We start from the raw sequence: 21,931 nt of genomic DNA on the forward strand, positions 1-21,931 counted from the left end.
GTCAAGATCACGAGCGCCGGCTCAGGTGCCGAGCTGTTGGTCGATGAAGGCGAAGAGCTCGTCGTCGGACGCCTCGGTGAGGTCGGTCCGCGCCACAGCTCCGCGGGAAGGCACTGGTGCGGAGCCGAACTCCGCGACGAGCGCGTGCAGGCGCTCCAGGACGGCGGCGCGCGCCTCGCTGCCGGCGTCGAGGCCGCCGAGGACGTCGGCCGCCCGGTCGAGGTCGCGCAGCAGGGCGTCCGCCGCGCGCTCCGGGCCCGCCAGCTCGCCCCACAGGTAGTCCGCGAGCGCGAGCGGTGTCGGGTGGTCGAAGACCAGGGTCGACGGCACCGACAGCGACGCCGCCGCGTCGAGGCGGTTGCGCAGCTCGACGGCGGTCAGCGAGTCGAAGCCGAGCTCGCCGAAGGCGCGGTCCGGTTCGATCGTCGCGCTGCTCGGGTGTCCGAGCACCTTCGCGACGACCTCGCGGACCAGGTCGAGCAGCAGGCGGCGCTGCTCAGGCTCGATGAGCCCGGCGAGCCGTTCGCGCAGGTCCGGTCCGGCCGTCGCGGCGGGAGTCTCCGCCTGCGGGCGGGGGATCTCCGCGAGCACCGGTGCCGGGCTCGAGGTGTCGAGGTAGGCGGACCAGTCGAAGTCGGCCACGGTCACGGCGGCGTCGCCCGCCGCCAGCGACTCGACCAGCGCGTCGACGGCGGCCCGCGGAGCCATCGGCCGCAGCCCCATCCGGCGCACGCCCTCGTCGAGCGAGCCGGCCATGCCGCCCTCGGCCCACGGTCCCCAGGCCACCGCCGTGGCGGGCAGGCCGTCGAAGCGCCGCTGCTCGGCCAGCGCGTCGAGGTGCGCGTTGGCCGCGGCGTAGGCGGCCTGGCCGCCGTTGCCGAGCACCCCGGCGACCGAGGAGTACAGGACGAACGCGTCCAGTTCGAGGTGTTTCGTGAGGTCGGCCAGGTGGTGCGCGACCTCGACCTTGGGCTTCGCGACGGCGGCGAACCTCTCCGGGGTGAGGCTCGCGATCAGGCCGTCGTCCAGCACGCCGGCGGTGTGCACGACGACCCGCAGGTCGTCGAGCTCCGCCACGACGGCGGCCAAGGCCTCGCGGTCGGCCGCGTCACAGGCGTGGATCTCCACGCGCGCACCGAGTCCGGTGAGTTCCGCGGCGAGCTCACGCGCTTCGGGGGCGTCCTCTCCCCGGCGCGACAGCAGGACCAGGTGCCGCGTGCCCGCCTCGACCAGCCGCCGGGCGACGACCGCCCCGAGCGCACCCGTGCCACCGGTGACCAGCGCGGTGCCGCTCGTGGTCCACGTGCCGGTGGCGGGCTCGGAGGGGACGAAGCGCCGGGCGTGCACGCCGGACGTGCGGATCGCGACCTCGTCCTCGCCGCCGGACAGCACCTCCAGCAGCCGCGCGACGGAGCGGGCGTCCGGAACTTCCGGCAGGTCGACGCAGCCACCCCAGGACCGGGGTTGCTCGATCGCCGCGACCCGGCCGACACCCCACACCTCGGCCTGCCGCGGCGAGGCGACCCGTTCGTGCCCGCCGACCGCGACCGCTCCGCGCGTGGCGCACCACAACCGGGTGTTCTCCCGCAGCAGCGCCGCGGCCGCCATGCCGTCGCCGACGAAGGCGAGGACGTTGCCCTCGCGGGCCTCGGCGGCTCCGACGACGGTCGTCCCCAGCGCTTGCGCGGCGGCCTGCGCCCAGGCGTCGTCCTGCTCCGCCACGACCGTCCAGGGTCCGGCCTGGCCGCCGGGCGAGGTCGCGACGGGCGTCCACCGGATGTGGTGGCGCCAGCCGCTCGCCCGCTTCGCCGGTTCGGGCGCGAGCCAGAACCGCTCCCGCTCGAACGGGTAGGTCGGGAGGTCGACCAGTTCGGCACCGGTGCCCGCGAAGATGCCGGGCCAGTCGAGCTTGACGCCGTTCGCGAACAGGGTGGCCTGCGCGTGCGCGGCGGTGGTGACCTCGTCGCGGTTCTTGCGCTGCACGGGCAGGAACACCCCGTCCGGCACGCAGTCGGCGCCCAGCGCGGACAGCGCCGCGTCCGGGCCGATCTCGACGAACCGGCGGACTCCCGCGGAGTGCAGGGCGGCCACGCCGTCGGCGAAGCGGACGGTCCCGCGGACGTGCCGCACCCAGTACTCCGGGTCGGTGACCTGGTCCGCGGTGGCGGGGGCGCCGGTGAGGTTGGAGATCAGCGGGATGCGCGGCGCGGCGTACTCCACGTCGCGGGCGATCTCCCGGAACTCGGCGAGCATGCCGTCCATGTGGTGCGAGTGGAAGGCGTGGCTCACCGAGAGCCGCTTGGGGCGCTCGAACCGGGAGGCCATCTGGAGGACGGCGTCCTCGTCACCCGACAGCACGAGCGACTCGGGGCCGTTGACCGCCGCGATGCTCACGCCCGGCAGCAGCTCGATCCCGGCTTCCGAGGCCCTGACCGCGACCATCGCGCCGCCCGCCGGCAACTCCTGCATGAGCTTGCCGCGGGCGGCGACCAGCCTCGCCGCGTCCTCCAGCGACCACACGCCCGCGAGGTGCGCGGCGGTCAGCTCGCCGATGGAGTGGCCGAGCAGGTAGTCGGGCCGCACGCCCCACGACAGGACGAGCTCCGCCAGCGCCACCTCGAACGCGAACAGGGCGGGCTGGGTCACCGCCGTCTGGTCGAGGGCTTCCGGCACGGTGCCGTGCACGACGTCGAGCAGGGAGAAGCCGGTGTGCTTGTCGAGGTGTGCCGCCACCTCGGCGAGCTTGTCCGCGAAGATCGGGTACGCGGACAGCTCGCGTCCCATGCCGAGCCGCTGCGCACCTTGGCCGGTGCACAGGAACGCGACCTTGCCGGTGCTCTGAGTGCCGGTGACCACCTCGGGTGACTCCGCACCGGACGCCAGGGCGGCCAGCCCGTCCTCGCCGAAGACCACCGCGCGGTGCGCGAGCGCGGCGCGACCGGTGGCGAGCGTGAAGGCGACGTCCACCGGGTCGAGATCGGAAACGCGGCGTGCCAGACGCCCGGCCTGGCGGCGCACGGCCTCCGCGCTGGTCCCCGAGAGCACCCAGGGGACGCGGGCGGGCGGTGCGGTCGTGCGCGCGGGGGCCGTGCGCGGCGGCGCCTCGCGGAGGATGACGTGGGCGTTGGTGCCGCTGATGCCGAAGGACGACACCGCCGCGGTGCGGGGGTGCCCGGCGGCGGGCCAGTCGCGGTGTTCGGTGAGCAGGCGCCCGTTGCCCGAGCTCCACGAGACAGCGGGCGAGGGCTCGGTGACGTGCAGCGTGCGCGGCAGCTCGCCGCGGCGCAGCGCCTCGACCATCTTGATGATCCCGGCGGCGCCGGCGGCGGACTGGGTGTGCCCGATGTTGGACTTGATCGAGCCGAGCCAGAACGGCTCCTCGCGGTCCTGGCCGTAGGTGGCCAGCAGGGCGTCGGCCTCGATCGGGTCGCCCAGCCTGGTCCCGGTGCCGTGCGCCTCGACGACGTCCACCTCGGTCGCGGGCACCCTGGCGTCCGCGAGCGCGGCACGGATGACGCGTTGCTGCGACGGGCCGTTGGGCGCGGTGAGGCCGTTGGACGCGCCGTCCTGGTTCACCGCGGAGCCCTGGATCACCGCGAGCACGCGGTGACCGTTGCGCTCGGCGTCCTCGAGCTTCTCCAGCAGCAGGATTCCCGCGCCCTCACCGAAACCGGTGCCGTCGGCGGAGGCGGAGAAGGACTTGCAGCGGCCGTCCGGGGACAGCGCGCGCTGCCGGGAGAACTCGACGTAGGTGTCGGCGATGGGCATGACGCACACGCCCCCGGCGAGAGCCATCGAGCACTCCCCCGTGCGCAGCGCCTGAACGGCCAGGTGCACGGCGACCAGCGAGGACGAGCAGGCGGTGTCGACCGTCAGCGCCGGTCCCTCCAGGCCGAGCGTGTAGGCCACCCGGCCGGACAGGACGCTGCCCTGGGTCCCGTTGCCCAGGAAGCCCTCGACGCCGTCGGGCAGCTCCCCGACGCCGGTGCCGTAGTCGCTGTACATGAGCCCGGCGAACACGCCGGTCGCGCTGCCCTTGAGCGTCGTCGGGTCGATGCGCGCGTGCTCCAGGGCCTCCCAGCTGATCTGGAGCATGAGCCGCTGCTGCGGGTCCATGGCGAGCGCCTCGCGGGGCGAGATCCCGAAGAAGCCCGGGTCGAAGTCGCCGGCGTCGTGCAGGAAGCTCCCCTCGCGGGAGTACGAGGTGCCGCGGTGGTCGGGATCGGGGTGGAACAGCTCGCCGAGGTTCCAGCCGCGGTCGGCCGGGAACTCCGACACCGCGTCGGTGCCGGAGGCGACCAAGTCCCACAGCTGCTCCGGCGACTCGACGCCGCCGGGGTACCGGCAGGCCATGCCGATGATCGCGACCGGTGCGTGGGCGTCGTCGGCCAGCTTCCGGTTGCGCGCGGCGAGCCTGGCGCTCTCCTTGACCGACTCCCGCAGTGCCGCGACGAGTTCTTCGTTGGAGGGCATCAGGAGTTCTCCGAACCGGGGGTGAGTGACATGACGTTGTCCTCCGCGGCCGCCATGACGCGCCTCACCAGGTCGTCGGCGTCCATCTCGTCGATCAGGTCGGCCGCGGGGGCTTCTTCGCCGGCGGGCTCGGCCGCCAGGTCGTTCGCCAGCCGGACCAGCGCGTCGAGCACCCCGGCCGCCCGGAGCCGCTCGAACGGGACCGTGGCGAGCACGCGGCGGATCCGCTGCTCGTCCGCCGCGGCGGCGTCGAGCGGCTCGTCGAGGCCCGGCAGCAGCGACAGCACGAAGACGGCGATCGCGCGGGGTGACGGGTGGTCGAAGACGACGGTGGCGGCGAGGCTCAGCCCGAACGTCGTGTTGAGCCTGTTGCGCAGGTTCACGGAGGACAGCGAGTCGAAGCCCAGCTCGGTGAACGCGCGTTCCGGGTCGATCACCGCTCCGGAGCGGTGCCCCAGCACGTCGGCGACCAGCTCGAGCACGACCTCCAGCACCGCGTCCTGCCGTTCGGAGGCGGGCAGCGCGGCGAGGCGTTCGACGAGGGAGATCTCCCCCGCCTCGCTCGTCGTCGCGTTCCGCCGGCCGGCCGTGCGCACCAGGCCGCGCAGGACGGGCGGGATCTCGCTGGTGCGCGCCAGGCGGTTCAGGACGGTGAAGTCGAGCTTCACCGGCACCGCCAGCGCGTCGCCGGACGCCAGCGCCGCGTCGAACGCGCGCATGCCTTCCGCGCGGTCCAGCGAGGAGAAGCCGTCCCGGCCGAGGCGGTCCGTCTGCGCCTCGTCCAGGTGCACCGTCAGACCCCGGTCCTGCTGCCACGGTCCCCAGGCGAGCGACCGGGCGGCGAGACCGCGGGCACGGCGGTAGCCCGCCAGCGCGTCCAGGAAGGAGTTGGCCGCGGCGTAGCCGCCCTGCCCGGGCGAGCCCAGGACACCGGCGGCCGACGAGTAGAGGACGAAGTGCTCCAGGCCCATGTCCTGGGTGAGCTCGTGGAGGTGCCAGGCCGCGTCGACCTTCGGGGTGAGGACCCCGGCGAGCCGTTCCGGCGTGAACGCGGTGACGACGCCGTCGTCGAGCACGCCCGCGACGTGCACCACGCCGGTCAGCGGGTGCCCGGCCGGGATGCGGCCCAGCACGGCGGCGACGTCCTGGCGGTCGGCCGCGTCGCAACGCTCCACGACGACCCGGGCGCCCAGGGCGGTCAGTTCGTCGCGCAGCTCCGCCGCTCCCGGTGCGTCGATCCCGCGGCGGCTGGTCAGGACCAGGTGCTTCACGCCGTGCTCGATCACCAGGTGCCGGGCGGCCAGCGCTCCCAGGTCTCCGGTGCCACCGCTGATCAGCACGGTGCCCTCCGGGTCCCACGACGCCGGGTCCTCGGCGGCCGCGACGGGGACCAGGCGCGGCACGACCAGCTCACCGCCGCGTGCGGCGACCTGGGGCTCACCGGTCGCGACGGCCTCGCCGACCGCCTCGGCCGGGCCGTCGAAGAGGACGAACCTGCCGGGGTGCTCCGACTGGGCGGAGCGGACCAGGCCCCACACCGCGGCGGCGGCCGGACTCGGTTCGCCGGAACCGGTCGCGCCGCTCGTGCGCACGACCAGGGTCGCCGCGGCGAACCGGTCGTCCGCGAGCCAGGTCTGCAGGACGTCCAGCACGGTCGCGGTGAGCCGGTGGGTGTCGGCGACCGGGTCGTCACCGGCCTGTGCGGAGAACACGACGTGCCCTGCGACGGGGCCGTCCGCGGGCAGGTCGGCGTGGTCCGTCCACGGCTCGGCGGCGCGGGCCGGCGTGCTCGACCATTCGACGGTGTAGAGGTTCTCCCGCGCGTCCGCGCCGCGCAGCTGGTCCGCCGCGACGGGCCGGACGACGATCGACTCGACGGTGAGCACCGGCTCGCCGGCGTCGTCCACCGCGGAGAGCGTGCCCGAAGTGCCGTCGGTTCCCGTCAGTCGCACCCTCAGCGTGCGCGCACCGGTGGCGTGCAGCGAGACACCGCCCCACGAGAACGGCAGAGCCGGGGACTCCTCCGCGCCGGGAACCAGGAACAGGGTGTGCAGCACCGCGTCGAGCAGGGCCGGGTGGATCGTGAAGCCGTCGGCGCCGGCTTCCGGCAGGGCGACCTCGGCGAAGATCTCGTCGCCCCGCCGCCACGCCGCCCGCAGGCCCTGGAACACCGGGCCGTAGTCGAACCCGGAGTCGGCCAGGCGCTGGTAGAGGTCGGCGACGGTGACGGGGTCGGCCCCGGCGGGCGGCCACTGCACCGGTGTCCAGTCCTGGTCGGTGGCGGTGGGCCGCAGCCAGCCGTCGGCGTTGCGGGTCCACGCGTGCCCCGCGGGAGCGTTGCGGTGGCGGCTGTGCACGGAGATGGGGCGTCGGCCGTTCTCGTCGGCGTCGCCCACGACCACCTGCAGCGCCAGCGAGGCGTCGGGGCTCAGCAGCACCGGTGTGTGCAGGGTCAGTTCCTCGACCGTCCGGCAGCCGACCTCGTCACCGGCGCGGATCGCGAGCTCGACCAGCGCCGCCCCCGGCACGATCACGGTGCCCAGGACGGTGTGGTCGGCCAGCCACGGGTGCGACGACAGCGACAGCCGGCCGGCGAACAACGCCCCGTCGCCGTCGGCGGGCAGGATCGACGCCTCGAGCACCGGGTGTTCCGCCGAGGCGAGCCCGATCGAGCTCAGGTCGGCGGGAGCGTCGTCGTTGGCGAGCCAGTACGGGCTGTTCTGGAACGCGTAGGTGGGCACGTCGACGCGACGGGCGCCCGTGTCGCCGAAGAACGCCGTCCAGTCGATCGGCGCGCCGCTGATGTGCAGCCGCGCCACCATCGTCGCCAGGTCCAGGTCCTCGGCGTGGTCCTTGCGCAGCGACGGGACGAACGCGGCGGCGTCGGGCCGCTCCACGATCTCCATCGCGGCGGCGGTCAGCACACCGTTCGGTCCCACCTCGACGTAACGGGTGACGCCTTCGCGTTCGAGCACGTTGACGGCGTCGGTGAACCGGACGGGCCGGCGGATGTGCCGCACCCAGTACTGCGGGTCGCCCACCTCGTCCGCCCCGGCCTGCTTGCCCGTGAGGGTGGAGATGATCGGGATGCGCGGCGCGGAGTACGTGAGCTCGGCGGTGGCCCGGCCGAACTCGTCGAGGATGCCGTCCATCAGCGCCGAGTGCGACGCGTGGCTGACGACGAGCTTCTTGGCCTTGCGCCCCCGGTCCTTGAACCGCTGGGCGATGGCCGTGGCGGTCTCCTCGTCACCGGAGATCACGACCGACGTCGGCCCGTTCAGCGCCGCGAACCCGACCAGGCCGGTCAGCTCGGGCGCGACCTCCTCCTCGGAGGCCTGGATCGCCACCATCGCGCCGCCCGGCGGCAACGAGTTCATCAACCGGCCGCGGATCGCGACGATGCGCGCGGCGTCGGCCAGCGACCAGACGCCGGCGACGTGCGCCGCGGCGAACTCGCCGATCGAGTGCCCGGCCACGAAGTCGGGGACGACGCCCCACGACTCCAGCAGCCGTGCCACCGAGACCTCGATGGCGAACAACGCGGGCAGCATGTAGTCGATCCGGTCGAGCAGCGCGGAGTCCTCGGCGAACACCACCTCGCGCAGCGGTCGCGGGAGGTGGGCGTCGAACTCCGCCGTCACGGTGTCGAAGATGGCGGCGAACGCGGGACTGGCCGCGCAGAGGTCGCGGCCCATGCCGAGGTACTGCGCCCCTCCGCCGGTGAACAGGAAGGCGGTCTTGCCGCCGCTCGCGCCGCCCCGCAGGACCTGGTCGCTCCTGCCGCCCTCGGCGAGGACGGCCAGGCCGTCGAGCAGGCCGTCGCGGTCGGTGGCGAGGACGGCACCGCGCTCGGCGAGTGCGGTCCGGCCGGTGGCGAGCGAGTACGCGAGGTCGAGCGGGTTCGCGGCGGGGTCCGCCTCGACGGAGGACCGCAGCCGCCGGGCCTGCGCCGCGAGCGCCTCGCGGTTCGTCCCGGACAGCACGACGGGAACGGGCGGGTGCGTGCGGCCACCGGAGGAGTCCTCGGTGTTCGCTTCGGCGGGCGCCTCTTCCAGGATCAGGTGGGCGTTGGTGCCCGAGATGCCGAAGGACGACACGGCGGCACGGCGCGGCTGGTCGCGCCGGGGCCACGCCTGAGCCTCCGTCAGCAGCTCGACCGAACCCGACTGCCAGTCCACGAACGGCGTCGGGGTGTCGACGTGCAGGGTCTTGGGCAGCGTGTCGTTCTGCAACGCCATGACCATCTTGATGACGCTGCCGACACCCGCGGCGCACTGCGTGTGGCCGATGTTGGACTTGAGCGAGCCCAGCCACACCGGCCGGTCGCCGGGGCGGTCCTGCCCGTAGGTCGCGAGGACCGCCTGCGCCTCGATGGGGTCGCCGAGCCGGGTGCCGGTGCCGTGCGCCTCGACCACGTCGACGTCCCTGGTCGACAGCCGGGCGTCGGCGAGGGCCTGCGCGATGACGCTCTTCTGGGCGGGTCCGCTGGGTGCGGTGAGCCCGTTCGACGCACCGTCCTGGTTGATCGCCGAACCCCGGATGACCGCGAGCACCCGGTGGCCGTTGCGCCGGGCGTCGGAGAGCTTCTCGAGCATCACCATGCCGACGCCCTCGGACCAGCCGGTGCCGTCGGCGGCCTCGGCGAACGACTTGCACCGCCCGTCGGGCGACAGACCCCGCTGGCGGGAGAACTCGACGAAGACGCCGGGCCCGCCCATGATGTTCGCGCCGCCCGCCAGAGCGAGGTCGCACTCACCGCTGCGCAGTGCCTGCACGGCGAAGTGCATCGCCACGAGCGACGACGAGCAGGCGGTGTCCACCGAGATGGCGGGGCCTTCGAGACCGAGGCTGTAGGCGATCCGGCCGGAGTGCACGGAGCACGTGGTGCCGGTGAGGAGGTACCCCTCCACCTCCAGGGCCTGCTCGTGCAGCCGCGGTCCGTACTCCTGCGACGAGACACCGGCGTACACGCCGGTCTTCGTGCCGGCCAGGGAGCCGGGGGCGATGCCCGCCCGCTCGATCGCCTCCCACGTCACCTGCAGCAGCAGGCGCTGCTGCGGGTCCATCGCCAGTGCCTCGCGCGGGGAGATGCCGAAGAAGTCCGGGTCGAACTGGTCCGCCGTGTGCACGAAGCCACCGGTGGTCGCGTAGCTGCTGCCGGAGCTCTCCGGATCGGCGTCGAACAGCCCGTCCAGGTCCCACCCGCGGTTGGTGGGGAACGCGGAGATCCCCTCCCGCTCCTCGTCGACCAGTCGCCACAGGTCCTCGGGGCTCTCGACGTCACCGGGATAGCGGCAGGCCATCCCGATGATCGCGATCGGTTCCCTGTCGCGGGACTCCGCCTGGCGCAGGCGCGTCCTGGTCTGCTGAAGGTCCGCGGTCAGCTTCTTCAGCAGACCGACCAGCTTCTCTTGATCCGCCATCTCACAACCTCAAAAGGAATGTTGACCAGGACAAGGGGGCGTGCTCGGTCAGGACAGGCCGAGCTCTCGTTCCAGGAAGTCGACGAGCTCGTCGGCCGACGCGTCCGCCAGGTCGCCGTCCGCGGCGTCGACCGGCCCGGCCGCCGTCGCCGAGAAAGTCGACAGCAGCTCCTCCAGCCGCAGCACGATCGTCAGGTGACCGTCCCCGTCGACGGCCGACAGGCTCGTCTCCAGGCGGTCCAGCTCGGCGAGCACGGCAGCCGCGGACAACTTCGCCGCGCCTTGCGGAGCGAGCAGCTGCTTCAGGTGGGCCGCGAGCGCGACCGTCGTGGGGTGGTCGAAGACGGCGGTCGCGGACAGCCGCACCTCCGCCGCGGTGTTGAGCCGGTTGCGCAGCTCGACCGCGGTCAGCGAGTCGAGGCCGATGTCCGTGAACGGCTTGGTCGTCTCCAGCGCGGCCACGTCGCTGTGGCCGAGGACGGCGGCGGCGTGCCCGCGGACCAGGTCGACCAGGAAGGCGTTCTGCTCCGTCTCCGTCAGGGAGGCGAGCCGTTCCGCCAGCGAGGACGACTGGGGCGCCTCGGTGACCCGGCGGGCCGCAGCGCGGCCCAGGTCGTGCCACATCTGGTTGATCTCGTTGTGCTTGGCGAACTTGCGCAGTGCGGCGCGGTCGAGCTTCACCGGGACGGCCAGGGGCTCGTCCGCGCGGAGCGCTTCGTCGAACAGGGCCATGCCCTCGGCGATGGCCAGCGCGCCGAAGCCCTCCTGCTCCATCACGTCCAGGTCGGCGCGGGACAGGTTCGCTCCCATGCCGTCCTCCCAGAGGCCCCACGCGTGGGCCTGGCCGACGAGGCCGTGGCCGCGGCGGTGCTCGGCGACGGCGTTGACGAACGCGTTGGCCGCGGCGTAGTTCGCCTGTCCCTCGGTGCCGGTGATGCTGCTGATCGAGGAGAACGCGACGAACCGCGCCAGGTCGAGGTGCCGGGTGAGCTCGTGCAGGTGCCAGAGCGCGTCCACCTTCGCGCGCTGGACCGCGTCCAGCCGTGCGGGCGTGAGCGACCCGAGCAGTCCGTCGTCGAGCACGCCGGCGGTGTGCACGACGGCGGTCAGCGGCCGGTCCCCCGGAATGCCGTCCAGCACGCCGGCCAGCGCCTCGCGGTCGGCGGTGTCGCAGGCGGCGATGGTCGCGGTGGCACCGAGCCCGGCCAGGTCGGCGCGCAGCCGTTCCGCGCCCGGCGCGTCCGCTCCGCTCCTGCTCATCAGCAGGAGGTGGCGAACGCCGTGCTCGGTCACGAGATGACGGGCGACCGCGCTGCCGAGCGCACCGGTGCCGCCGGTGACCAGGACCGTTCCGTCGGGGTCCACCGGCCTGGGCAGGGTGAGCACGACCTTGCCGACGTGCTTGGCCTGGCTGATGAACCGGAACGCCTCCTGCGCCTGGAACACGTTCCAGCTCCGGGTGGGCAGCGGCGTGAGCTCCCCGCGCTCGAACAGCTCGTCGAGCTCCGCCCAGATCTCCGCGATCCGGTCCGGTCCGGCGTCGATCAGGTCGAACGCGCGGTAGGTGACGTGACCGGGTCCCGCGGCGACCTCGGCGGCGTCGCGGACGTCGGTCTTGCCCATCTCCACGAAGTGGCCGCCGGGGGTGACCAGGCGCAGCGACGCGTCCACGAACTCGCCCGACAGCGCGTTGAGCACGACGTCGACGCCGCGTCCGAGGGTCGCCGCCGTGAAGACGTCCTCGAAGTCGAGGTCGCGCGACGACGCGATGTGCAGGTCGTCCAGCCCGGCCGCGCGCAGGACGTCCTGCTTGCCGGCGCTCGCGGTGCCGAAGACCTCCGCACCGAGGTGGTGCGCGATCTGGGTCGCCGCCATGCCGACACCGCCCGCGGCGGCGTGGATCAGGACGGACTGGCCCTTCTCGAGCCTGCCGAGGTCGCGCAGGCCGTAGTACGCCGTCAGGAACACCAGCGGCACCGCGGAGGCCTGTTCGAACGTCCACCCCCGCGGCATGCGGGTGACCAGCCGGCGGTCGGCGTCGGCGACGGGGCCGATCCCGCCGATGACCAGTCCCATCACCCGGTCGCCGGGGCGCAGGTCGGTCACGTCCGCACCGACCTCGAGCACCACTCCGGCGGCCTCGTTGCCGATCGTCCCGGCGTCTCCCGGGTACATGTCGAGCACGGTCAGCACGTCGCGGAAGTTCAGCCCGGCGGCGCGGACGCCGATGCGCACGTCACCCGGCGCGATCGGCTCCAGCACACCGGGGTTGGGCGTGAGGACGAGGTGGTCGAGCGTGCCCTTGCCCGACATCCCCAGCCGCCACGCGTCGCCCGGTGGGGGCAGCAGCCGGTCCTTGGCCGCGGGCACGAGCCGAGGCGCGAAGGCCTGGTCGCCGCGCACCGCCAGCTGCTGTTCCCCCGACCCGATGAGCCTGCCCAGCAGCTCGGGCCCGATCGCCGCGCCGGGTTCGGCGTCGACGAGCAGGAAACGGCCGGGGTACTCCTGCTGCGCGGTGCGGACGAGGCCCCAGACGACCGCGGTCGCCGGGTTGTCCACCGCGGAGTCGACGGCGACCGCGCCCTCGGTCACCACGACCAGCTGAGAGCTCGCGAACCGGTCGTCCGCCACCCAGCGCTGGACGACGTCGAGCGTCCGGTGGGACAGCCTGCGCGCCGCTTCCGGCACGTCCACGTCGCGGTCCACCGGCAGGTGCAGGACGACGTGCGCGGGAGCCCGGCCGCCGACCGCCTCGTAGTCCGTCCACTCGACGGCGTCGCCGAGCACCGCCGGCGCCCACTCCACGCGCAACGACCAGTCGCTCTGCCGCTGCGGCTGCAGTCCGTCGGCGGAGACCTCCTTCAGCACGAGGGACTCCACGGTCATCACCGGCTCGCCGGCGCTGTCCGCCACCCGGATCGACCAGGTGTCGCCGCTCTCCTCGCGCAGCCTGACCCGCAGCGCACCGGCACCGGACGCGTGCAGTGTGACGCCGTTCCACACGAACGGCAGCGACAGCGGCCTGTCCTCGGTGAGGCCGATCGCGTGCAGCGAGGCGTCCAGCAGTGCCGGGTGCAGCCCGAAGTCCGCGTGGCTCGCGTCGCCCGGAACCACGACCTCGGCGAGGACGTCGTCGCCCAGCCGCCAGGCCGCGCTCAGGCCCTGGAACGCGGGACCGTAGGAAAGACCGGTGCCGGCGAGCTCCTCGTAGCGGCCGGTGACCGCCACCGGCTCGGCTCCGGCCGGTGGCCACTCCCGCAGGTCGAAGTCCGGCGCGGGCGCGGCGGGCACCAGGGAACCCGTGGCGTGCCGCGTCCAGGGATCTCCGGTGAGGGAGCTCGCTGGGCGCGAGTGCACGCTGATGGAACGACGGCCGTCCGCGGCGGCGGGACCGACCTGCACCCGGATGTCCACCGCGCCGGACTCCGGCAGCACCAGCGGGGTCTGGAGCGTCAGCTCCTCCACGGTGCCGCAGCGGACCTCGTCCGCCGCGCGGACGGCCAGCTCGACCAGGCACGCGCCGGGGACGATGACCTGGTCCAGCACGACGTGGTCGGTCAGCCAGCCGTGACTCGCCCGGGACAGGCTCCCGGTGAAGAGGAACCCGTCCCCTTCGGCGAACTCGACGGCCGCACCGAGCAGGGGGTGCTCGGCGGAGGCGAGCCCGAGGCCGGTCGTGCCGGCCTGCGTGCGCGGCGCCTCCAGCCAGTACCTCTCGTGCTGGAAGGCGTACGTCGGCAGCGGCACCCGCCGGGCACCGGGGAACATGGCGTCCCAGGCGATGGTCACGCCGTGCGCGTGCAACCGCGCGAGCGCCGTGGTGAACGACTTGACCTCGTCGTGCTTCTTGCGCAGCAGCGGGACGAAAACGCTTTCCTCCGCGCTTTCCGCGCCCATGCCGGACAGGGAGCTGTCCGGACCCAGCTCGACGAACCGTGCCACGCCGAGCTCCGCGCACGCGGCCACCGCGTCGGCGAACCGCACGGGCTGCCGCGCGTGCCGGACCCAGTACTCCGGCGACGTCACCACGCCGGGCTCCACCAGGGCACCCGTCACGGTGGACACCATCGGCACCGCCGGCTCGCGGTACTCGATCGACTCGGCCACGGCCCGGAACTCGTCCAGCACCGGCTCCATCAACACCGAGTGGAACGCGTGCGACACGGACAACCGCGTGCACTTGCGGCCCCGCGCGGTGAGCTCCTCGGCCGCGGCCAGCACCGGACCCTCCACACCGGACAGCACCACCGAACCGGCACCGTTGACCGCGGCCAGCGACACCTCGTCCGACAGGAACTGCCCGATCTCGTCCTCGCCGGCCCGCACGGCCACCATCACGCCACCGGACGGCAGGTCCTGCATCAGCCGCCCGCGCGCCGCGACCAGCCGGGCCGCGTCGCCGAGCGGCATCACACCGGCCACGTGCGCGGCCGCGATCTCGCCGATCGAGTGCCCCACCAGGTACTCCGGCCGGACACCCCACGACTCCACCAGCCGGAACAGCGCCACCTCGACGGCGAACAACGCCGGCTGCGCCACGGCGGTGCGGTTCAACGCCTCCGCGTCGGCGCCGAACACCACCTCGCGCACGCCCGGCAGCAGCTCGCACACCTCGTCGAAGGCCGACGCGTAGGCCGGGAACTCGTCGTACAGCCCGCGGCCCATCGCCAGCCGCTGCGAACCCTGGCCGGCGAACAGGAACGCCACCGGTCCACCGAGGACAGAGCCTTCCACCACGTCGGCGCCGGCCCCTCCGTCCGCGAGGACGTCCAGGGCGGCCACCAGTTCCTCGCGGTCCGCTCCGGTGACGGCGGCGCGCGCCTCCAGCGCGGCACGGGTCGTGACCAGCGAGAAGCCGACGTCCGCCGGGGACAGGGTCTCGTCGGCGGCGACGAAGGCGCTCAGCCGCCGCGCCTGCTCCCGCACCGCCGCCGGCGTCTTGCCCGACAGCACCCAGGCGGTCCTGGAACCGGACGTGCCCCCGCCCGTCGCGCGGACGGGAACGTCGACCGCGTCCGCCGACTCGAGGATCACGTGCGCGTTGGTGCCGGAGATGCCGAACGAGGAGACGGCCGCCCGCCGCGGCCGGTCCCGCGCGGGCCAGGGAACCTGCTCGGTCAGCAGCGACACCGCGCCGGTGTCCCACTCGACGTGCGGCGTCGGGGCGTCCACGTGCAACGTCGCGGGCAGCGTCTCGTTCCGCATAGCTTGGACCATCTTGATCACGCCCGCGGCGCCGGCGGCGGCCTGGGTGTGGCCGAAGTTGGACTTGACCGAGCCCAGCCACAGCGGCGGTCGCCCGTCGCGGTCCTGCCCGTAGGTGTTGAGCAGCGCCTGCGCCTCGATCGGGTCGCCCAGCCGGGTGCCGGTGCCGTGCGCCTCCACCACATCGACGTCCGAAGTGGACAGACCGGCGTTGGCCAGTGCCTGCCGGATCACGCGCTGCTGCGACGGACCGTTCGGCGCGGTCAGACCGTTCGACGCGCCGTCCTGGTTCACCGCGGAGCCGCGCACGACGGCCAGCACCTCGTGGCCGTTGCGCCGCGCGTCCGACAGCCGCTCCAGCACGAGCACGCCCACGCCCTCGGACCAGCTGGTCCCGTCGGCGGCGGCGGCGAAGGACTTGCTGCGCCCGTCGGCGGCCAAGCCGCGCTGGCGGGAGAAGTCCACGAACGTCTCGGGGGTCGCCATGACCGTGACGCCGCCCGCGAGGGCCAGCCCGCACTCCCCCGACCGCAACGCCTGCGAGGCGAGGTGCAGGGCGACGAGCGACGACGAACAGGCGGTGTCGACGGTGACCGCCGGACCCTCCAGCCCGAGCGTGTAGGCCACCCGGCCGGACAGCACGCTGGCCGAGGTGCCGGTGCCGATGTAGCCCTCGACCTCTTCGGGGATCGTGTGCAGGCTGTGGGCGTAGTCGTAGTACATGACCCCGGCGAAGACGCCGGTCCTGCTGCCCTTCAGCGCCAGGGGGTCGAGACCGGCGTTCTCGAGTGATTCCCACACGACCTCCAGCAGCAGGCGCTGCTGCGGATCCATCGCCAGCGCCTCGCGCGGGGAGATGCCGAAGAACTCGGCGTCGAACGCATCCGCCTCATGCAGGAACCCACCTTCGGTCGCGTAGGAGGTACCCCTGTGGTCGGGGTCGGGGTGGAACAGGGTGTCGAGGTCCCAGCCGCGGTTGACCGGGAAGCCGGAGATGGTGTCCGTGCCCGACGCGACGACGTTCCAGAGGTCCTCGGGCGAGCCCACCCCTCCGGGGTAGCGGCACGCCATGCCGACGATCGCGATCGGTTCGTCCGTCGCGGCGGCGGTGAGGACCGGGGCGGTCGGGTCGGGCTCGTCACCGGAGAGCTGGACGTGCAGGAACGTCGCGAGCGCGGCGGGCGTCGGGTGGTCGAAGACGACCGTGGCCGGAAGCCGCACGCCGGCGGCGGCGCTCAGGTTGTTGCGCAGCTCGACCGCCGTGAGCGAGTCGAAGCCCAGGTCGGTGAAGGCCTTGTCCTGGTCGACGCGGTCCGTGGTGGCGTGTCCCAGCACGGCGGCGACCTGCGCGCGCACCAGGCCGAGCAGAGCCGCCTTCTGGTCGGACCTCGTCGCCCCGGCCAGCGGGCTCGCGGCGGGCGAGCCACCCGCGGCGCGCCGCAGCCTCGTCCTGGCCAGCCGTTCGAGCAACGGCGGGAGGAGGGCGTCGCGGGACCGCGCCTCCACAGCGGCGAGGTCGAGCCGCGCGGTGACGGCGAGCGGCAGGTCGCAGGCCAGCGCAGCGTCGAACAGCGCGAGGCCTTCGTGCTCTTCCAGCGCCGGGAAGCCCTGCCTGGCCGCACGGTCGGCGTCGGCCGGCGTCAGACCGCTGCCCATGCCGAGCTTCCACAGCCCCCACACGAGGGACTGGGCCGGCAGGCCGTTCGCGCGGCGGTGCAGCGCGAGCGCGTCGAGGAAGCTGTTGGCGGCGGCGTAGTTGCCCTGCCCGGCACCGTCGAAGAGCCCGGACGTGGAGGAGTACAGGGCGAACAAGCGCAGGTCGAGGTGGCTCGTCAGCTCGTGCAGGTGCCAGGCGCCGTCGACCTTCGGGCGCAGCACGCGCTCGAAGCTCTCCTCGTCGAGCGACGTGACGACGCCGTCGGCGAGGGAGCCCGCGGCGTGCACCACGCCGACGAGCGGGCGGTCCGCCGGGACGGCCCCGATGACGGAGGCGAGAGCCGCGCGATCGGCGACGTCGCAGGCGCTGATCGTGACGTGCGCACCGAGTTCGGCCAGCTCGGCGCTCAGCTCGGCGGCTCCCGGCGACTGCGTGCCGCGGCGGCTGGTCAGCACCAGGCTCGTCACGCCGTGGGCGGACACCAGGTGCCTGGCGAGTGCCGCGCCGAGCCCACCGGTGCCACCGGTGATCAGGACGGTGCCGTCGACGGGCAGGACCCGTTCGGTGCCGGCCGCGGCAGGAGCGCGCACGACCCGTGGCGCGAGCAGAACGCCTTCGCGCACGGCCAGCTGCGGCTCACCGGACCCGGCGGCGGCACCGGCGAACTCCTGCGGGCCGTCGAGGAGGACGAACCGCCCGGGGTGTTCGGCCTGCGCCGCGCGCACCAGACCGCACACCGCCGAGGACGCCACGTCGGTCACGTCCGGCCCGGCCGCGCCGCTGGTCACCACGACGAGGCGGGAGTCCGCGTACCGGGCGTCGGCGAGGAAGTCCTGCACGGCCGCGAGCACGGTGCGGGTGGCCTCACGCGCACCGGCCGGACCTCCGCTCTCCGGCGAGACGACCAGGGCGAGCACGCCGGGGGCGGCGTCCACCGCGCCGTAGGTCGTCCACGCCGGTGAGTCCCCGGCGGGCACGGACACCCAGTCCACTGTGTACAGACTCGCGCGCGGCGTGACGGCCGCGGACGGCGCGCGGGACACCAGCGAGCCGACCGTGAAGACGGGCGCGCCCGCCGGGTCGACGGCGTGCAGGGTGACCTCGTCGGCACTCTTGACGGTGATCCTGACGCGGAGGGACGTCGCGCCGGTCGCGTGCACCGACACGCCGGACCAGGAGAACGGCAGCCGTGCCCGCCCGTCGTCGTCACCGGCTCCGCCGAACCCGATCGCGTGCAGGGAGGCGTCCAGCAGGGCGGGGTGCACGGCGAAGTCCGCCGCGGTCACCGCGGCCGGCTCCGGCAGGGCGACCTCGGCGAACACCTCGTCACCGGCGACCCACGCGCCGCGCAGCCCGCGGAACACGGGGCCGTAGGCCAGGCCGGTGGCGGCCAGGTCGTCGTAGACGCCGTCGAGCGCGACCTCCCGCGCTCCGGCGGGCGGCCACGACGTCGTGGTCCAGCTGTGCGGTGCCGACGGCTCCACGGCCAGAGCGCCCGAGGCGTGCAGGACCCACTCGTCGGACCCCGGCAGCCTGGAGTGCACGCTGATCGCGGCTCTGCCGGCGGGGTCGACGGGGCTGGACCGCAGCTGCAACTGCACCGAGCCGGACTCCGGGAGCACCAGGGGTGCCTGCAGGGTCAGCTCTTCGACCGAGGCGCACCCCGCTTCCCCGGCTGCCCGCACCGCGAGGTCGAGCAGCACGGCCCCCGGAACGACGACGCGGCCGAACACGACGTGGTCGGCGAGCCACGGGTGCGTCGCGAGGGACAGCCGTCCCGTGAGCACGTGGCCCTCCCCGCCGGCCAGCGCGACGGCCGCGCCGAGCAGCGGGTGGTCGCCGGGCTCCAGGCCCAGCGTGGCCGCGTCGCCCGCGGCCGCTCCGGACAGCCAGAAGTGCTCGCGCTGGAAGGCGTAGGTGGGCAGCTCGACGGTGGTCGCGGACGCCGGGAACACCGCGCGCCAGTCGACCCGCGCGCCGCGCAGGTGGGCGTGGCTCACGGCGCTGAGCGCCTCGACCTCCTCCGGGCGGTCGCGGCGCAGCACGGGCCGGACCAGCACGTCGGCCTCGTCCGGGAGGCAGTCGGCGGCCATCGCGGAGAGCACGCCGTCGGGGCCCAGTTCCAGGCACGTCGTGACGCCGGCCGACTCGATGACCCGCACGGCGTCGTGGAAGCGCACGGCCTCGCTGACGTGTGCCACCCAGTAGTCCGGTGTGGACAGTTCGTCCGGGCCCACGAGGCGGCCCGTGACCGTGGAGACGAACGGGATGGCCGGGGCGGAGAAGCTCAGGAACTCGAGGAGCGTGCGGAACTCGTGCAGCATCGGCTGCATCAGCGGCGAGTGGAAGGCGTGGCTGACGTTGAGGCGCTTGGCCTTGCCGCCCTGGGCCTGCCACCGGTCGGCGATCGGCAGGACGACGTCCTCCGCGCCGGAGAGCACGACGGAGCGCGGCCCGTTGACCGCCGCGATCCCCGCGGCGTGCTCGTGCCCGCCGAGCAGGCTCAGCGCTTCCTCTTCCGTGGCGCGCAACGACACCATCGCGCCGCGCACCTCGAGCTCCTGCATCAGCCGCCCGCGGGCGGCCACCAGGGTCGCGGCGTCCTCCAGGGTGAGGACCCCCGCCACGTGCGCCGCGGCGATCTCGCCGATGGAGTGGCCGCTGACGTAGTCGGGCTTGAGGCCCCACGACTCCAGCATCCGGTACAGCGCGACCTCGATCGCGAACAGCGCGGGCTGGGCGTAGGAGGTCTGGTCGACCAGGGCGGCGTTCTCGCTGCCCTCCTGCGCGAACAGCACCTCCCGCAACGGGATGTCCAGCTGGATGTCCAGGTAGCCGAACGCGTCGTCCAGCGCACGGGCGAACACCTCGTTGCGCTCGTACAGCTCGAGACCCATCGCGCGGCGCTGGGAGCCCTGACCCGCGAACAGGAACGCGAGGCCGCCGGTCCCCGCGACGTCCCGCAGAGCAGGGGCGGCCGGGTCGATCACGGCGTCGAGGCCCGCGAGCAGCTCGTCACGACCGCGGCCGACGACGGCGGCGCGGTGGTCGAGGGCGGCACGGGTGGTGGCGAGCGACAGGCCGATGTCGGCCGGACTGAGCGCGGGGTTGTCGCCCACGAAGGCCTTCAGCCGTGCGGCCTGGGCGCGCAGGGCTTCCTGCGTCCTGCCCGACAGCACCCACGGCACGGCGACGCCATCGGTGTCCTGGGCGTCACCGATCCGCTCGCCCTCGGCGGGCGGGGCTTCTTCGATGATCACGTGGGCGTTGGTGCCGGAGATGCCGAACGACGAGATCCCGGCACGGCGCGGGCGGCCGGTCACCGGCCACGGCTGTGCTTCCCCGAGCAGTGAGACGGCGCCCGCCGACCAGTCCGCGTGCGGCGTCGGGCTGGTGAGGTGCAGCGAGCGCGGCAGGGTTCCCCGGCGCATCGCCATGATCATCTTGATCACGCCGGCGGCGCCGGCGGCCGCCTGGGCGTGGCCGATGTTCGACTTGATCGAACCGACCCACACCGGCTTGTCCGCCTCGCGCTCCCGGCCGTACGTGGCGAGGATCGCGTGTGCCTCGATCGGGTCTCCCAGCCGGGTGCCGGTGCCGTGCGCCTCGACGGCGTCGACGTCGGCGGCGGTGAGCCGGGCGTTGGCCAGTGCCTGGCGGATCACGCGCTGCTGGGCGAGACCGTTCGGCGCGGTCAGGCCGTTCGAGGCGCCGTCCTGGTTGATGGCCGACGCACGCACGACCGCGAGTACCGGGTGGCCGTTGCGCCTGGCGTCGGAAAGCCGTTCCAGCGCGAGGATTCCGACGCCCTCACCCCAGCCGGTCCCGTCGGCCGACTCGTCGAACGGCTTGCACCGGCCGTCGGGCGCGAGCCCCCGCTGCCGGGAGAAGGCGATGAAGTTGCCGGGGCTCGCCATGACCGCGACACCACCGGCCAGCGCGAGGTCGCACTCACCGGACCTCAGCGAGTGCGCGGCGAGGTGCAGGGCGACGAGGGAACCCGAGCAGGCGGTGTCCACGCTCAGGGCAGGACCCTCGAGGCCGAGGACGTACGCGATGCGGCCGGACACCACACTCGGCGTGTTGCCGGTCAGCAGATGCCCTTCGAACCCCGCGGGGGCGTTCGCCAGGCGCGGGCCGTACTCCTGCGGTTCCACGCCGATGAACACACCGGAACGGCTGCCGCGCAACGAGGTCGGGTCCACACCGGCGCGTTCCAACGCCTCCCAGGCGACCTCGAGCACCAGGCGCTGCTGGGGGTCCATCGCGGTCGCTTCACGCGGGGAGATCCCGAAGAACTCGGCGTCGAACTCGCTCGCGGCGTCGAGGAACCCGCCGCGCCGGCTGTAGGTCTTCCCCGCCGCGTTCGCGTCCTCGTCGAAGATCCCCTCGACGTCCCAGCCCCGGTCGGACGGGAAGTCGGTGACGGCGTCGACACCCTCGTCGACCAGGCGCCACAACGCTTCCGGCGAGTCGACCCGCCCCGGGAACCGGCAGCCGAGACCCACGATCGCCACGTCGTCGTCGTGCTCCACGACCGGGAACGCCGGCGCGGACCCGAACTCTTCGCTCCCCCCTCCCAGGCGGGCGGCCAGGGCCACCGGGCTGGGGTGGTCGTAGACGGCGGTCACGGGCAGCTCGAGACCGGTGGCCGCGACGAGACGCGCGTGCAGCTCGACCGTTGCCAGCGAGTCGAACCCCAGGTCGAGGAACGACCGCGTGCCGTTCCCCGGCGCCGGCGCGCCGGGAACCATGTCGGCGAGGACTTCCGCGGTCACCCGCAGGACGAGGTCGCGCATCGACTGTGCCGCCACCGGATTTCCCGCAGGCAGCTCGTTTCCCCGGTCCACCACCTCGCCGGCAGGACGGAGGTCATCGAACTCGCTCAAGAGTGCACTCCCCAACTACTCCGTGGGACGTCAGTGGTGGCGAACGACAGCGCTGGCCGATCCCGCCAAAAACACATCGGGACGCAGAACTGGCGTAACGTAATCACACGTCGGGGAATCCGGGGGATGTGCGCATTCCACCAGTCGACCACCGGGGAAGAACTCCTCGTCCACCTGGTCGGGTCACCACGGCGCACAATCGATCGGGAGCGGTCACCGCAATTACCTGTCGATGACCGATGCGCGGAATCGCGGCATCGATCGGCACGCCTGCCACTTCATAG

At 73.7% G+C, this 21,931-nt stretch carries 1 protein-coding gene and 2 pseudogenes; all 3 read right to left on the reverse strand.

The window, feature by feature from the left end; translation table 11 throughout:
• Positions 1-21: 21 nt before the first annotated feature.
• A pseudogene (locus BLQ91_RS12065) lies at positions 22-4,473 on the reverse strand (type I polyketide synthase); the annotation flags it as partial.
• A pseudogene (locus BLQ91_RS12070) lies at positions 4,473-9,896 on the reverse strand (beta-ketoacyl synthase N-terminal-like domain-containing protein); the annotation flags it as partial. The pseudogenes BLQ91_RS12065 and BLQ91_RS12070, both read right to left, overlap by 1 nt.
• Positions 9,897-9,944: 48 nt before the next feature.
• Positions 9,945-21,647 (reverse strand): type I polyketide synthase, encoded by an 11,703-nt coding sequence (locus BLQ91_RS42020; protein WP_218130244.1) that lies wholly within the window; start codon positions 21,645-21,647, stop codon positions 9,945-9,947.
• Positions 21,648-21,931: the final 284 nt, after the last annotated feature.

Source organism: Lentzea jiangxiensis (genome assembly GCF_900104175.1).
Classification (GTDB): Bacteria; Actinomycetota; Actinomycetes; order Mycobacteriales; family Pseudonocardiaceae; genus Lentzea; species Lentzea jiangxiensis.